14 protein-coding genes and 3 tRNA genes are annotated in these 14,710 nt (G+C 58.0%); 13 read left to right on the forward strand and 4 right to left on the reverse strand.

What is annotated here, in order from left to right; genetic code table 11:
- Nucleotides 1–168: 168 nt before the first annotated feature.
- A complete protein-coding gene (gene trxB, locus BSP75_RS04835) occupies nt 169–1,119 on the forward strand; it encodes a thioredoxin-disulfide reductase (RefSeq protein WP_075112406.1) in 951 nt (316 codons plus the stop codon).
- A gap of 63 nt (nt 1,120–1,182) precedes the next feature.
- Nucleotides 1,183–2,430, forward strand: coding sequence for a diguanylate cyclase (locus BSP75_RS04840; RefSeq protein ID WP_058051776.1), 1,248 nt, complete (start codon nt 1,183–1,185; stop codon nt 2,428–2,430).
- Nucleotides 2,431–2,538: 108 nt separating this feature from the next.
- On the opposite strand, the gene BSP75_RS04845 is transcribed toward BSP75_RS04840, so the two are convergent.
- A complete protein-coding gene (locus tag BSP75_RS04845; protein ID WP_005337104.1) occupies nt 2,539–3,009 on the reverse strand; it encodes a glycine zipper 2TM domain-containing protein in 471 nt (156 codons plus the stop codon).
- Nucleotides 3,010–3,028: 19 nt separating this feature from the next.
- Here BSP75_RS04845 and aat point away from each other — a divergent pair, with 19 nt between their 5' ends.
- From aat to infA, 3 genes are all read left to right on the forward strand, one after another.
- On the forward strand, nt 3,029–3,736 hold the full coding sequence (gene aat, locus BSP75_RS04850) for a leucyl/phenylalanyl-tRNA--protein transferase (RefSeq protein ID WP_075112407.1): 708 nt from the start codon (nt 3,029–3,031) through the stop codon (nt 3,734–3,736).
- Nucleotides 3,733–4,449 carry an arginyltransferase gene (locus BSP75_RS04855; RefSeq protein ID WP_075112408.1) on the forward strand — a complete coding sequence of 239 codons (717 nt, stop codon included), beginning with the start codon at nt 3,733–3,735 and terminating at the stop codon, nt 4,447–4,449. Before aat ends, BSP75_RS04855 begins: the two co-directional genes overlap by 4 nt.
- A 68-nt stretch (nt 4,450–4,517) precedes the next feature.
- Nucleotides 4,518–4,736, forward strand: a complete 219-nt coding sequence (infA, locus tag BSP75_RS04860; protein ID WP_005300033.1) for a translation initiation factor IF-1 — start codon at nt 4,518–4,520, stop codon at nt 4,734–4,736.
- A 68-nt stretch (nt 4,737–4,804) separates the two neighbouring features.
- Here infA and clpA read toward each other — a convergent pair whose 3' ends face one another.
- Together clpA and clpS are read right to left on the reverse strand one after the other, a co-directional pair.
- The gene (gene clpA, locus BSP75_RS04865) at nt 4,805–7,060 is read right to left on the reverse strand and encodes an ATP-dependent Clp protease ATP-binding subunit ClpA (RefSeq protein ID WP_075112409.1); all 2,256 of its coding nucleotides are present in this window, start codon (nt 7,058–7,060) and stop codon (nt 4,805–4,807) included.
- 59 nt (nt 7,061–7,119) lie between these two features.
- Entirely contained in the window at nt 7,120–7,437 is a 318-nt protein-coding gene (gene clpS / locus BSP75_RS04870; protein ID WP_075112410.1) for an ATP-dependent Clp protease adapter ClpS, read from the reverse strand.
- A gap of 229 nt (nt 7,438–7,666) precedes the next feature.
- Here clpS and cspD point away from each other — a divergent pair, with 229 nt between their 5' ends.
- A complete protein-coding gene (cspD, locus tag BSP75_RS04875; RefSeq protein ID WP_005300025.1) occupies nt 7,667–7,885 on the forward strand; it encodes a cold shock-like protein CspD in 219 nt (72 codons plus the stop codon).
- Nucleotides 7,886–8,002: 117 nt separating this feature from the next.
- On the opposite strand, the gene folD is transcribed toward cspD, so the two are convergent.
- Nucleotides 8,003–8,857 carry a bifunctional methylenetetrahydrofolate dehydrogenase/methenyltetrahydrofolate cyclohydrolase FolD gene (gene folD, locus BSP75_RS04880; RefSeq protein WP_075112411.1) on the reverse strand — a complete coding sequence of 285 codons (855 nt, stop codon included), beginning with the start codon at nt 8,855–8,857 and terminating at the stop codon, nt 8,003–8,005.
- Nucleotides 8,858–9,070: 213 nt separating this feature from the next.
- Between folD and BSP75_RS04885 the strand changes: the two genes are divergently transcribed.
- The 7 genes from BSP75_RS04885 to mprF all read left to right on the forward strand — a co-directional run bounded on the left by BSP75_RS04885 (nt 9,071) and on the right by mprF (nt 14,710).
- Nucleotides 9,071–9,147, forward strand: a tRNA-Pro gene (locus BSP75_RS04885).
- Between the two features lie 37 nt (nt 9,148–9,184).
- Nucleotides 9,185–9,261, forward strand: a tRNA-Arg gene (locus tag BSP75_RS04890).
- A gap of 51 nt (nt 9,262–9,312) precedes the next feature.
- Nucleotides 9,313–9,388 (forward strand) — tRNA-His (locus BSP75_RS04895).
- A 324-nt stretch (nt 9,389–9,712) separates the two neighbouring features.
- A complete protein-coding gene (rstA, locus tag BSP75_RS04900) occupies nt 9,713–10,423 on the forward strand; it encodes a two-component system response regulator RstA (protein ID WP_075112412.1) in 711 nt (236 codons plus the stop codon).
- 21 nt (nt 10,424–10,444) lie between these two features.
- Nucleotides 10,445–11,770, forward strand: coding sequence for a two-component system sensor histidine kinase RstB (gene rstB / locus BSP75_RS04905; protein WP_075112413.1), 1,326 nt, complete (start codon nt 10,445–10,447; stop codon nt 11,768–11,770).
- A gap of 54 nt (nt 11,771–11,824) precedes the next feature.
- Complete coding sequence (locus BSP75_RS04910; protein ID WP_005337116.1) at nt 11,825–12,007, forward strand: hypothetical protein; 183 nt, start codon at nt 11,825–11,827, stop codon at nt 12,005–12,007.
- A 153-nt stretch (nt 12,008–12,160) separates the two neighbouring features.
- The gene (gene mprF, locus BSP75_RS04915) at nt 12,161–14,710 is read left to right on the forward strand and encodes a bifunctional lysylphosphatidylglycerol flippase/synthetase MprF (protein WP_075112414.1); all 2,550 of its coding nucleotides are present in this window, start codon (nt 12,161–12,163) and stop codon (nt 14,708–14,710) included.

Below are 14,710 nucleotides of genomic sequence, written 5' to 3' on the forward strand. Positions count from 1 at the left end.
AGTCAACGATGAGTGAAAATCCGCCCGCGATGGGCGGTTTTTTTATCCCTTTATTTCGCGCTGTCACCCCTTGCGCACACGATTAGTGCAATCGACTCACCAGCCTTTGACCGCGGATCACGAATTACCTACAATCGCGCAAACTCATCACATCCCGGAAATTACATCATGAGCCAAGTCACTCACAGCAAATTGCTGATCTTAGGGTCAGGCCCGGCCGGTTACACCGCGGCCGTCTACGCCGCCCGCGCCAACCTCAATCCCCTGCTCATCACAGGCATGCAACAAGGTGGTCAGCTGACCACCACCACCGAAGTGGAGAACTGGCCAGGTGATCCGGAAGGTCTGACCGGCCCGGCGCTGATGGAGCGTATGAAAGCCCATGCAGAGAAGTTCGATACCCGTATCCTGTTTGATCACATCAACAGTGTCGAATTGACTCAACGCCCATTCCGCCTCAAGGGCGACAACGGCGAATACACCTGCGATGCCCTGATCATCGCGACCGGCGCCTCCGCCAAGTATCTGGGTCTGCCCTCCGAAGAGGCCTTCAAGGGCCGCGGTGTCTCTGCCTGTGCGACCTGTGACGGTTTCTTCTACCGCAATCAGGAAGTGGCAGTGATCGGCGGCGGTAACACCGCTGTTGAAGAGGCTTTGTATCTGGCCAACATCGCCAAGAAGGTGCACCTGATCCACCGCCGCGACGAATTCCGCGCCGAGAAGATCCTGATCAAGCGTCTGCACGACAAGGTCGCGAGCGGCAACATCGTGCTGCACACCCACCAGACTCTGGACGAAGTGCTGGGCGATCAGATGGGGGTCACCGGTGTACGCCTGCGCAACACTCAGGACAACAGCACCAGCGCGCTGCCGCTGATGGGCGTCTTTATCGCCATCGGCCACCAGCCCAATACCCAGATCTTCGATGGCCAGCTGGAGATGCAAAACGGCTATCTGAAGGTACGTGGCGGGCTCGAGGGTTTTGCCACCCAGACCAGCATTGAAGGGGTGTTTGCCGCCGGTGACGTGGCCGACCACAACTACCGTCAGGCCATCACCTCCGCCGGTACCGGCTGCATGGCCGCCCTCGATGCCGAGCGTTATCTCGACGCACAATAAACGCGCGCAAGATGTGATATAAGGCATACCAATCGGTATGCCTTTTTTCATTTAAGGAGTCTAATGAAACAGAAGATATTGATTGTCGAAGATAGCCTGACCATTCGCCGTATGCTGACTCAGGCCATTGCCCAGCAAACTGGCCTCGAGATTGATGCCTTCGATACCCTCGAAGGTGCCCGTCACTGCCGGGGCGAGGAGTATGTGGTCGCACTGGTGGACTTGACCTTGCCGGATGCTCCCCGTGGCGAGGCGGTGAACGAGCTGCTGGAGCGGGGTTTGCCGGTGGTGATCCTCACTGCCGACATCAGCGAGGATAAACGTGCCGCCTGGCTGGAAACCGGCGTGTTGGACTATGTGATGAAGGACTCGCGCCACTCGCTGCAATATGCCGTCAGTCTGGTGCACCGCCTCTATCTCAACCAGTCCATCGAAGTGCTGGTGGTCGATGACTCACGCACCTCCCGCCACCGCACCATGGCCCAATTGCGCAAACAGCTGTTGCAGGTGCATGAAGCAACCCATGCCCGTGAAGCGATGGTGATGCTGGAGCAGCACCCGGCCATTCGACTGGCACTGGTCGACTACTACATGCCGGATATCGATGGCATCAGTCTGGTGCGGATGCTGAGAGAACGTTACAGCAAGCAGCAGCTCGCGATTATCGGGATCTCGGTCTCGGACAAGCGCGGTCTCTCTGCTCGCTACCTCAAGCAGGGCGCTAACGACTTTCTCAACCAGCCGTTCGAGCCGGAAGAGCTGCAGTGCCGGGTCAGCCACAATCTGGAGGCGCTCGAACAGTTCAACAGCATTCAGGAGTCAGCCAATCGTGACTACCTGACCGGTCTCTACAACCGGCGTTACTGGTTCAACGAAGGGCAGAAGTGGTTTGAAGAGCATCAACGCCAGCAGACACAACTCGCGCTCTGTGTGCTCGATGTGGATCACTTCAAGCAGGTCAACGATCACTGGGGCCATGCCATCGGCGATCAACTGCTTTGCCACCTGACCCGGCTACTGACCCAGTTCTTCCCCGATGCCATGATTGCCCGCTTTGGCGGAGAGGAATTTGCCATGATGGTGCCTCACTGCACCGTCCCCGTGTTGATCAAGCGTCTTGAAGGGCTGCGTCAGCAGCTGCGCCAGCAACCCCTGTCACCGGAGACCCCGCTGTTTGTGCGCGCCAGTTACGGCGTGATCAGCGTCGGGCGGGTATCCATGGACGAGGCGCTGAGCGAAGCGGATCGGCTGCTCTATCAGGCAAAAAACACCGGTCGCGACAAGATAGTCTCTCAAGAGACTGCTATCTGAATCCTCAGGGCATCAGTCCCGTGTATTACCGCCCGACAGACTTTCCAGCAGGAGAGTCTGCGGGTTCCTTTCCTGCCACAGTCTCCCCATCACCATGACTGTCGACAGTCAGTAAGTCTTGTCGACCCGCACCCCATCATCGAAATAGAGAATGCGTACCTTGTCCCCATTGGCAAAGACCATGGCGGGATCATAATCCTGGATCACGTTGATAAGGGCATTTTGCTCGTTGCGGATCAGCAGCTCTACCAGCTTGTTTTCCACCACGGTTCCCCCGGACTGGTATTGCTGCGCGGCAGCAGCACCCGCCAGCGCCCCGACTGCGGTGGCGATTTCACGGCCATGACCGCCGCCAAACTGGTTGCCAAGCAGGCCACCCAGCACGGCACCGCCCAGCGTCTTCCAGCCAGAGTGCTCGGACTCCAGGATCTGACGCTGGGTTATATTGCGCACCGTTTCGACCTGGCCAAACACCACCTGATTGACCGGCCGCGCGGTATTGCGCTGGTAAACTTCCGCCCCGGCGGGCGCCGTGACAAAGCAGAGCAAGCTGGATACTATCAGGATAATGGCCTTCATCTATGAACCTCGTTGCCTTATGTCTCGCTATCTTACCCAACTGGATGATGAGCTTTGCTGGTTTCCCGACCCCAGCCATGCGCTGGAAGAGCCCAACGGCTTGCTGGCGATCGGCGGGGACCTCTCCCCGGCCAGATTGCTGGCAGCTTACCACAAGGGGATCTTCCCGTGGAATGAACCCCACCAGCCGACCCTGTGGTGGTCACCGGATCCCCGCGGGGTGATCCGTCCAGACCAACTCCATGTGGGGCGGACATTGCAGAAGATTATCCGCCGTACCCCATTCGATATTTCCGTCAATCGCGCCTTTAATGAAGTCATCACCGCCTGCGCCGCTCCTCGTCGCACCGCTGATGGCACCTGGATCAGCCAACCCATGATCGAGGCCTACCAGCAACTGCACCGGCTGGGTCATGCCCACTCTATCGAGATCTGGCAGGAGGGAGAGCTGCAAGCGGGACTGTATGGCCTCTCTATCGGCCGACTGTTTTGCGGTGAATCCATGTTCAGCCGCATCGATAACGGCGCCAAGCTGGCCATGGTGGCACTCTGTCGCCATTTTGCTCGCCATCGAGGCACCCTCATCGATTGCCAGATGCAGAACCCGTTTCTGGCGACCCTGGGTATCGAGGAGTGGCCAAGGGCCCGTTTTCTGGCCGAGCTGGCGCGCCTTGGCCATCAACCACTGTTGGCTTCCTGCTGGCAAGAGGGAGAGATCAGCTTATGACTGAAGAAGTGATCCTCAAGGTTGGGCTGACCCCCAAGCATCCTTGCAGCTATCTGGATCATGAGCAGGAACAGCTGCTGGTGCTGATGGATCACAATCTGCTCAACGCCAACGGCTACGAGCGATTGTTGACAGCCGGTTTTCGCCGCAGTGGCAATGACATCTATCGTCCCCACTGCCCGGCGTGCCATGCCTGCCAGTCCCTTCGTATTCACAGCGAGCACTTTCGTCCCAGCCGTGGTCAAAAGCGGATCCGCCAGCTCAACAAAGATATCGAGCTCGTCCTGAGCTACGATGACAAACCCGAGTATTACCTGCTCTACGAACGCTATATCCGTGAACGCCATCACGATGGCAGCATGTATCCCCCCAACCGCAGCCAGTATCGCGGGTTTCTCCATTGTGACTGGATGCCGCCGCTCTATCTGGAGATGCGCAAGGAGGGCCGTCTTATCGGCGTAGCCACCACAGACCTGCTACCCCACTCCCTCAGCGCCATGTACACCTTCTTCGATCCGGACTATGCCGATCGCTCCCTGGGCACTTTTGCGATCCTCTGCCAGCTTGATCTGGCCAGGCGAACCGGGCGAAGCTGGCTCTATCTTGGCTACCTGGTGGAGGCGTGCCGCAAGATGAATTACAAGCGCAATTACCTCCCTCACGAGCTGTTAATTCAGGGGGAATGGAAAAATATCGACACCAAGCCCGAGTAAACTTTACACATAGCCTTAAATCCGGCATGATCCAGCGGTTTTTTGTTGTGGCTTATCAAGAGGATTCAATGGCTAAAGAAGACAGTATTGAGATGCAGGGCACTATTCTCGAAACCCTGCCCAATACCATGTTCCGTGTGGAACTGGAGAATGGTCACGTGGTTATCGCTCATATTTCAGGCAAGATGCGCAAAAACTACATTCGTATCCTGACTGGAGACAAAGTAACGGTAGCACTGACTCCCTACGATCTCTCCAAGGGACGTATTGTTTTCCGCTCTCGCTAAGCCAGGAATTCAGCAAAAAACCCCAACCTGTCGGTTGGGGTTTTTTGTCGTTTTCTGATCACTGACGCTTAGTGGGAAACAGCTTCAACATTGACCTGAAAATCAAAGCTGAGGCTGTCATTTACCAACTCAACCTTCACTATCCCCCCGTCAACCAGTGAACCGAACAGGATCTCGTTGGCCAGGGGTTTCTTGAGGTGCTCCTGGATCACCCGGCCCATCGGTCTGGCACCCATGGCTCTGTCATATCCCTTCTCTGCCAACCAGTGGCGGGCACGCTCGGACACCTCGAGAGAGACTCCCTTCGCATCCAGTTGAACCTGCAACTCGACAATGAACTTGTCGACCACCTGATGGATCACCGTCATATCGAGATGGTTGAACCAGATGGTGTGATCAAGCCGGTTACGAAACTCCGGACTGAACGTCTTGTTGATCACCGCCATGGCATCGTGGCTCAAATCCTGTTGCTGGAAGCCAATCGACTTGCGCTGGATCTCCTGCACACCGGCGTTGGTGGTCATTACCAGGATCACATTACGGAAATCTGCCTTGCGCCCGTTGTTATCGGTCAGGGTACCGTTGTCCATCACCTGCAACAGCAGGTTGAACACATCCGGGTGAGCCTTCTCAATCTCGTCGAGCAACACCACCGAGTGAGGATGCTTGATCACCGCATCGGTCAGCAAACCACCCTGCTCAAACCCGACATAGCCGGGAGGCGCACCAATCAGGCGAGATACGGTATGGCGTTCCATGTATTCGGACATATCAAAGCGCAGCATCTCGACACCCAATGCTTTACCCAACTGCTGGGTCACCTCTGTTTTACCGACACCGGTAGGGCCGGCAAACAGGAAGCAACCAACCGGGCGACGCTCGTTGCCAAGGCCCGAGCGTGACAGGCGGATCGCATCAGCCAGCACCTCAATGGCCTTGTCCTGACCAAAGACCACCATCTTGAGATTGCGCTCCAGGTGCTTCAGCACCTCTTTATCAGAAGAGGAGACTGATTTCTCAGGAATGCGGGCAATCTTGGCTACGATGGACTCAATTTCCTGCACATTGATCACTTTCTTGCGCTTGCTCGCTGGCAGCAACCGCTGGCCAGCACCCGCCTCGTCGATCACATCGATCGCCTTGTCAGGCAAGTGACGATCATTGATGTACTTGGCAGAAAGCTCGGCAGCCGCCCGGATCGCTTTGGCGGTGTAGCGCACGCCGTGGTGGGCCTCGTAGCGGCTCTTGAGCCCCATCAGAATACGAGTGGTGTCATCGATAGTCGGCTCGACGATATCGATCTTCTGGAAGCGACGCGCCAACGCACGGTCTTTCTCGAAGATCTGGGCATACTCCTGATAAGTGGTGGATCCCACACAGCGGAGCAAACCATTGGAGAGCAGCGGCTTGATCAGGTTGGCCGCATCCAGCTGACCACCGGATGCCGCGCCGGCCCCGATGATGGTATGGATCTCGTCGATAAAGAGGATGGCCCCTTCCTGACGCTCAATCTGCTTGAGCAGTACCTTGAGGCGCTTCTCGAAATCACCACGGTATTTGGTGCCCGCCAGCAGAGAACCCATATCCAGCGAATAGATGGTGCTGCCCGCAATCACCTCGGGCACATCACCCTTGACGATGCGATAGGCAAGCCCTTCGGCAATGGCAGTTTTGCCCACGCCAGCTTCACCCACCAACAGCGGGTTGTTCTTGCGACGACGGCAGAGTACCTGAATGGTACGGTTGAGCTCCTGATCACGACCAATAAGCGGATCGATGCGCCCTTCCAGCACCAGCTGGTTCAGGTTGGTGGCAAAGCTCTCGATCTGGGCGGCCGAGACATCATCATCAGACTCGGGATTGTTATTGCTACCGAGATCCGGCTTGTTATCCTTGCGCACCCCGTGGGAGAGGAAATTGACGACATCGAGACGGCTGATCTCGGCTTTTTTCAGGAAATAGGCAGCTTGTGACTCCTGCTCACTGAAGATAGCGACCAGCACGTTGGCACCGCTGACTTCAGTATTGCCGGAGGATTGCACATGGAAGACGGCACGCTGCAACACGCGCTGGAAGCCCAGTGTCGGCTGGGTTTCACGATCTTCATCATCGCGCGGAATGAGCGGGGTAGTTTGAGTGATAAATGCGCGGATCTCCTTGCGCATCTGCTCGACATCGGCACCACAGGAGCTCAGCGCCTCATGGGCTGAACTGTTATCCAGAAGGGCTAACAACAGGTGCTCGACAGTCATGAATTCGTGGCGCTCGTCACGGGCCAGTTTGAACGCCTCGTTCAGCGTCTTTTCTAGATCTTTATTCAACATAGGCACCTCCCCTAGTACAGCTACAATGTGGTGTCACACTCGCCATCAAGTCATCAGATTCAAACCTTTTCCATAGTACAGAGCAGTGGATGTTCATTGTTACGTGCATAGGTGTTGACCTGGACAACCTTGGTTTCGGCGATCTCTGCAGTAAACATGCCGCAGACACCCTTACCACTATAATGCACACTCAGCATGACCTGAGTCGCCTTGTCCAAATCCATACCAAAGAACTTTTGCAGCACCTCCACCACAAACTCCATCGGCGTGTAATCATCGTTGTTTAACACAACCTTATACATGGGTGGCGGCTGCAGCTTGGTTTTCTCTGCTTCTGCAATCTCTTCATTAGCAAAGAGTTCTTTCTGCTTGCTCATAATCGCGCTTTGGTACCTCTAGATTACTACCGTCTAACACAAGGTTGTCAATAGACTTGTTAACCAGATCACATCAGCTGTTAACAACTTCTTGACTCGCTCAAAAGTTGGACTAGATTGGTTACTTGCTAATCTGTGCCCGTCTGCTACGGGCTTATGTCCCTAGTTATAAAGGGCTGGCGCAGGTTACTCAACGACTTCTGGGTAATCAATAAAAGGATGTAGAAGTATGGCAACCGGCACAGTTAAGTGGTTTAACAACGCAAAAGGATTTGGGTTTATCTGTCCGGAAGGGGGCGGTGAGGATATCTTCGCTCACTACTCCACGATTCAAATGGAGGGCTACAAGACCCTGAAAGCGGGTCAGGCCGTCAATTTTGAACTGCAACAGGGGCCGAAAGGAAATCACGCTTCTGTGATTGTGCCAAACGAAGCACAAAATATGTAAATAACACCCGTTGGATAAATAAAAAACCGGTTCCTCTTTGAGCAACCGGTTTTTTATTGTCAGATTTCTGGCGCGTCCTGCCTCCTCACGGGATCACAGGGTTATCACCAGCGATGATCAGTCGTGATATTCACTGCAGGCGATCAGGGTATTTTCCATCAGGCTGGCTACCGTCATCGGGCCCACGCCACCGGGTACCGGGGTAATGAAGGAGGCATGGCTGCGCGCCGTCTCAAACTCCACATCCCCGACCAGCGAGCCATCAGCCAGGCGGTTGATGCCCACATCGATTACCAACGCCCCCGGTTTGATCCACTCGCCCGGAATGAAGTTGGGCTTGCCGACCGCAACCACCAACAGATCGGCACGGCGTACCTGATCTTCCAGATCCCGGGTAAAGCGGTGACAAGTCGTTGTGGTGCAACCCGCAAGCAGCAATTCGAGGGTCATGGGACGCCCCACTATGTTGGAGGCCCCCACCACGACCGCATGCAGACCGTGCGTCTTCACGCCGGTGGTCTCGATCAGCGTCATGATCCCTTTCGGGGTGCAGGGGCGCAGCGCCGGAATACGTTGGGCCAGACGGCCAACGTTATAGGGGTGGAAACCGTCAACATCCTTGTCAGGCTGGATCCGCTCCAGCACCTGAGTGGTATCGAAGTGATCCGGCAACGGCAACTGAACCAGAATGCCATCTACGTGGCTATCTGCATTCAACTGGTCGATCAGCGCCAGCAGATCTTCCTGACTGGCGGTTGCACTCAGGTCATAGGAGCGGGAGAGAAACCCCACCTCCTCACACGCCCGGCGTTTGCTGCCGACATAGACCTGAGAAGCGGGATCCGCCCCCACCAGAATGACTGCCAGCCCAGGAGCCCGTTTTCCTGCCGCCAACCGCTGTTGGACCTGCGCCGCGACCTGGCTGCGAATCGTTTGCGCAACCTGTTTTCCATCTATGATTTTGGCAGACATCGTTCTCCACTCACCATGTGTTCAACTGCCGCGCATTGTCGCATTTTTTTAGCCGGGGTGTTAGCGGCAGACGCACGCCAGGCCTGTAGCGGGCAATAAGTAGGCACTTGAATTTACTGGGGGAAAAATACGTTGACGCTGGCCCGTACGCTTGGCTATGATGCCCGCCCGTTGCCCAGTACGACGCTTGTCGCTATGCTGGTCAGGTATTTTCGGTGATTAGCGCAGTCCGGTAGCGCATCTGGTTTGGGACCAGAGGGTCAAAGGTTCGAATCCTTTATCACCGACCATGTTCATCGACTCGTCGTCAAGACGTGTTGATACAGAGCGCCCTTAGCTCAGTCGGATAGAGCAACGGCCTTCTAAGCCGTGGGTCGCAGGTTCGAATCCTGCAGGGCGCGCCATTGATTCTCCCCTTCCTTTTGGATTGGCGAGCGTTGATGAAGATTTCAGTGGTGGCTGTAGCTCAGTTGGTAGAGTCCCGGATTGTGATTCCGGTTGTCGTGGGTTCGAGCCCCATCAGCCACCCCATTATTCTGTCGATAATTGCCGCAAGGCGATGTCAATCGACCTGGTGCAGTGACCTTCTGGTCTGCACCACAAAAAAACCGGCCTTGGCCGGTTTTTTTGTTTTTGCGCACGTTTGCTCACAACAGCGCCTTGCCTTGTCTGCAAGGCCATCCTTCAGATCGATAAACGCGGCTCCGCCCATTTGTCACGATTCGTAGCCCCCCGTCGATACACACTGCCACGCTCCCCGCACATCAGCCTGCCCGGTTCTTTTTCTGTATTTCCCAAGCACCATTGATATGCTGATCGCTCTTCTTCTCTCCTGCTTCCCGTTGGAGCTTTTCTATGCAACGCATTCTTTTTGTCGAAGATGATCCCGAGATTGGCCAGCTCATCAGCAGTTGGCTCGGTCGCCACGATATGGAGGTGATCCTCGAGCCCCGAGGGGACATGGCGCTGGCCCGGGTCGAGACCGAACAGCCCGATCTGGTGCTGCTCGATATCATGCTGCCGGGGCAAGATGGCATGTCCCTCTGTCGGGATCTGCGGCCGCGCTTCGACGGCCCCATTGTGATGCTCACCTCGCTGGACAGCGACATGAACCAGATCCTGAGTCTGGAGCTGGGTGCCAACGACTACATCCTCAAAACGACGCCGCCGCCGGTGCTGCTGGCCCGGTTGCGGGTGCAGTTTCGCCAGCACCAGCAAACATCAACCCAACCTGCCGCCGCCAGCAGTGCTCCCCAGCAGCTGCAATTTGGTCGGCTGCGGGTAGATGGCCCGGGACGAGATGTGCGGCTCGATGGCGAGAGCATTGCCCTCTCGACCGCAGACTTTGATCTGCTGTGGGAGCTCGCCTGCCACGCGGGCCAAATATTGAGTCGGGAAGCCCTCTTTCGCAGCCTGCGCGGCCGGGAGTATGACGGTCAGGATCGCAGCATGGATGTGGCCATCTCCCGCCTGCGCCGAAAACTGGGTGATAACCCCGACAACCCGACCCGGATCAAGACGGTGCGTCAGAAAGGTTACCTCTTCGTCCCCCATGCCTGGGAATAACCCTCTTTCGGGAGCACCGCCATGCGCCGTCTCTTTATCCAGTTCTATCTGTTGCTGATCGGCTGCTTCACCCTGGCCATCCTGCTGGTTGGCGTGGTCTATCAGGTGACCGCCGAACGGGCGGGTGATCGCTATCTCGAACGCATGATGCAAGGCTCTCTTGGCCTGTTGACCGGCGAGTTGGCAAGAACCCCGCCAGAGCGCTGGCCAGCTCGACTGGCCGAGCAGAGCAGTCAGTTTACCCTCCCCCTCAAGATCGGCGAGCTGACACGCCAGCCCCTGGCCAGCGAGGATCAGGCCTTTCTGGCCGCCGGCAACATTGTCATCGTCGAGGAGGATGACACCTTCCTGCAGCGCATCCCCGATACCGATCGGGTGCTGATTGTCGGCCCGGTTCCCTATCTCTCCTACCTGCACGAGCTGCACTGGGTCGATGTGGGACTGCTGCTGGTGATCGGCCTCTCCCTCGGCCTGCCGATCCTGCTGTGGTTGCGTCCCCACTGGCGAGGCTTGCAGCAGTTGGAGCAGACCGCACGTCGCGTGGGCGATGGGGATCTCTCCTGCCGAACCAATCTGCCACCGGGCAGCAGTCTGGCCCGGGTGGGACGCACCTTCGATCAAATGGCGACCCAATTGCAGGCCATGATTGCCAGCCGCAAGCAGCTGACCGATGCCATCGCCCACGAGTTGCGCACCCCGCTGGTCCGGTTGCGCTATCGGCTTGCCATGCTCGATCCTGCCCCTGCCGAGCAGGAGCAGTTGGCGCTGGAACGGGATCTGGGGGCGCTGGACGCTCTGATCGAAGAGATGCTCACCTACGCCAGACTGGATAGACCCGAGCTGCCGTTGCAACAGGACGAGCTGGAGCTCAGTCACTGGACACAAGCGCATCTTGGCGACTGGCAGGCGCTGGCACCCGAGAAGAGGCTCACCCTCGAGCTGTCGCCAAGCTACATGCCCTGGTGCGGCGATCAGCGTCTGCTGACGCGCGCGGTGGAGAACCTGATCGGCAATGCCCTGCGCTACGCCGAGAGCGAGGTTACCCTCTCCATCTCGCGGCTGCAGGAGAACTATCTGCTGGAGGTGAGCGACGATGGGCCGGGGATCGATCCGGCGCTGGCACCCCAGATCTTCGAGCCGTTCGTGCGCCTTGATCAGAGCCGGGATCGTCGCACCGGCGGCACCGGGTTGGGGCTGGCCATTGTGCGCAGCATAGCGCTCCACCATGGCGGTGATGTGGCATTGCTTCCCGCCGGCAAGGGAGCCCGCTTTTGCCTCACCCTCCCTGTACATTTGGATACAAACCGTCACCAACCGCTCACTGAAGGGCCGCCGCAACCGTCATAGGATGACTGTCATGGAGAACGCTCCATAACATCAACCCGAATAAGGAAATTGAACATGAAAAAAATTATTCCCCTGACCCTGGCAGCCGTCTTCGCTCTCACCTCCGGTTTCACCATGGCGGCCACCCCGACCAAGACCGCCACACCGCAGGCGACCCAGACCAAGGTGGTGAAAAAACACCATAAAGCCACCCACGCCAAGACCCCTGCCGTCAAAGTCGCGCCGAAAACCAAGTGATCCAACCGGTCACTGGATAGCACAGAGGGAGGCTGACGCCTCCCTTTCCATCTCTTCCCGAAATTTTCCTGACGAGCGCCTCCCTCGTCCAAACCGGATCCACGACCCGGCTCCCCCTTTGCGGGAAACGGTCAATGACCACAGGAACATGGCATGTGGCGTCATCTGCTTAAATGGCTCGGCCCCTTGTGCAGCTTGCTGCTGCTCGGCACCGCACTGACCGTGCTGTATCACCTTACCCAGGCATGGCACTGGCACGATATTCGTGTGGCCATCTGGTCCCAACCCCTGCCGCAACTGGCGGGCGCCCTGTTGCTGACCCTGCTCAGTTATGGTTGTCTCTGCAGCTATGACATGCTGGCGCTCCATGCGCTGGGCAAGCGCCTTCCCTGGCAACAGGTCAGCATCACCTCCTTTATTGCCTACACCTTCTCCAATACCCTGGGATTTGCCCTGCTGACCGGCACCTCGGTACGCTATCGCCTCTACTCCGCACTGGGGCTCACCACCGGAGAAGTGGCCCGCGTGGTGCTGTTCTGCTCCATCACCTTCTTCCTCGGCCTGCTGGCGTGGGGAGGTGGCGCCCTACTGACCTGCGATGTGACACAACTGTTGCCTGACTGGCCGCTGTGGGCAGATACCCTGCTCAGGCTGGCGGGCGTCATGGCACTACTGTTGGTGGCCTGCTATCTCTGCTGGCCCGCCCCCAGTCTATCCTGGCGGAAACACACCCTGACCCTGCCGGGCTTTCGGATACGCCTGTTGCAACTGCTGGTCGCCCTGGCGGACTGGATGGCCGCTGCCGCCGTGCTGTTTGTGCTGTTGCCTGCAGATAGCGTTCCCTACCCCGTGCTGCTCAGTGCCTTCGTGCTGGCCAGTTTCCTCGGGGTGCTGGCCCACGTGCCGGGCGGGATCGGCGTGTTCGAAGCGAGCATGAGCCTGCTGCTGGCCCACTACTTGCCGGCCGACAAGCTGCTCGCCTCGCTGCTGATCTACCGCTGCATCTATTACCTACTGCCTTTCCTATGCGCCCTGCTGCTCTTTGCCAGTCAGGAGATGTTGCAGCAGAAGGCGCGCTGGCAGCGGCTACAGGGGCTGATGAGCGCAGTACGCGAATTTCTGCCCGCCCTGATCAGCATGGGCACCTTCGCCGCCGGCAGCCTGCTGCTCTGTTCGGGGATGACCCCGACCATGCGCAGTCGCATCGAAGTGTGGTTGCAGGTGCTGCCGCTCCATCTGCTGGAGCTCTCCCACGTGCTCGGCAGCGTGAGCGGTATCCTCCTGATCCTGCTGGCGCGCAGCCTCTATCGCCGTCACGACGCCGCATTTCGCATCACTCAGCTACTGCTGGCACTGGGGATCGCCTTCTCCCTGCTCAAGGGGGGCGACTGGGAGTCAGCCCTGCTGCTTGGCAGCTTTCTGCTGATCATGACCCCTTGTCGTTCTCTCTTCTATCGCAAGGGGTCGCTGCTCTATCCCCAATACACCCCGGGCTGGCTCATCTCGGTCGGCGCCGTGCTGCTGGGGGCGCTGTGGCTGCTGCTCTTCTCCTATCGTCAGGTGGAGTATGACCACGCCCTCTGGTTCCACTTCTCACCCCACGGCGGGGCGGCCCGCGGCCTGCGCGCCATGGGGAGCGTGGTAGCCGTGCTGGCCGTGGCCGGGGTTACCCAGCTGCTTGCGCCGCTGCGCGTGGTCGGTGAAAAGCCGGACAAAGAGACGCTGGCGCGCGCCCACGAGCTGGTACTGCGCGAAGGGGGGATCCACGGCTATCTGGCCCAGCTGCAGGACAAGTCCCTGCTGTTCCATCCCGCCGGCGACGCCTTCCTGATGTATGGCATCGAGGGCAACAGCTGGATTGTGATGGGGGATCCCGTCGGCCGCCCCGAGCAGATCGAAGAGCTGCTCTGGCAATTTCGCGAGCGGTGCGACGAGCACGACGCCAATCCGGTCTTTTATCAGGTCTCGGCCCGCTATCTTCCGTTCTATTTGGAGCTGGGGCTGATCCCCTTCAAGCTCGGTGAAGAGGCGATGGTCGATCTGGCTACCTTCGATCTAGCGGGCAGCCGGCTGCGCAACCTGCGCCAGAGCCACGCCAAGGGCAAACGGGAAGGATTGACCTTCGAGGTGGTCGAGGCAAGTGCCGTGGCCCCCCTGCTGCCCAGATTGCAGACCGTCTCCGATAGCTGGCTGCAGAGCAAGATGGGCAAGGAGAAGGGCTTCTCGGTCGGCCGTTTCGAGCCTGACTACCTGACCTTGAGCCCGGCTGCGCTGGTGTGGCACGAGGGGCAGATCGTCGGCTTTGCCAACCTCTGGGTGAGCGACAACAAGGAGACGCTCTCCATCGATCTGATGCGCTACAGCCTAGATACCGGCACTGCCCCCATCATGGATTTTCTCTTTGTCGAGCTGCTGCTGTGGGGCAAGGCGCAAGGGTACGCCAGCTTCAATCTGGGGATGGCCCCCATGTCCGGCTTCAACGATCACCCGCTCAACAGCTACTGGGCCCGCCTTGGCAATACCCTGTTTGTGCGTGGCAGCCGCTTTTACAACTTCCAGGGGCTCAGACGCTACAAGGAGAAATTTTCGCCCCGCTGGGAACCCCGCTACCTGCTCTGCAGCAGCAAGCTGGTACTGCCCAGAACCCTGACTCACCTGATCACCCTGATTAGCCGCGGCCCGCTGGGGCTGATCAAGAAATAG

The organism is Aeromonas sp. YN13HZO-058 (genome assembly GCF_001921245.1).
In the GTDB taxonomy this organism is placed as follows: Bacteria; Pseudomonadota; Gammaproteobacteria; order Enterobacterales; family Aeromonadaceae; genus Aeromonas; species Aeromonas allosaccharophila.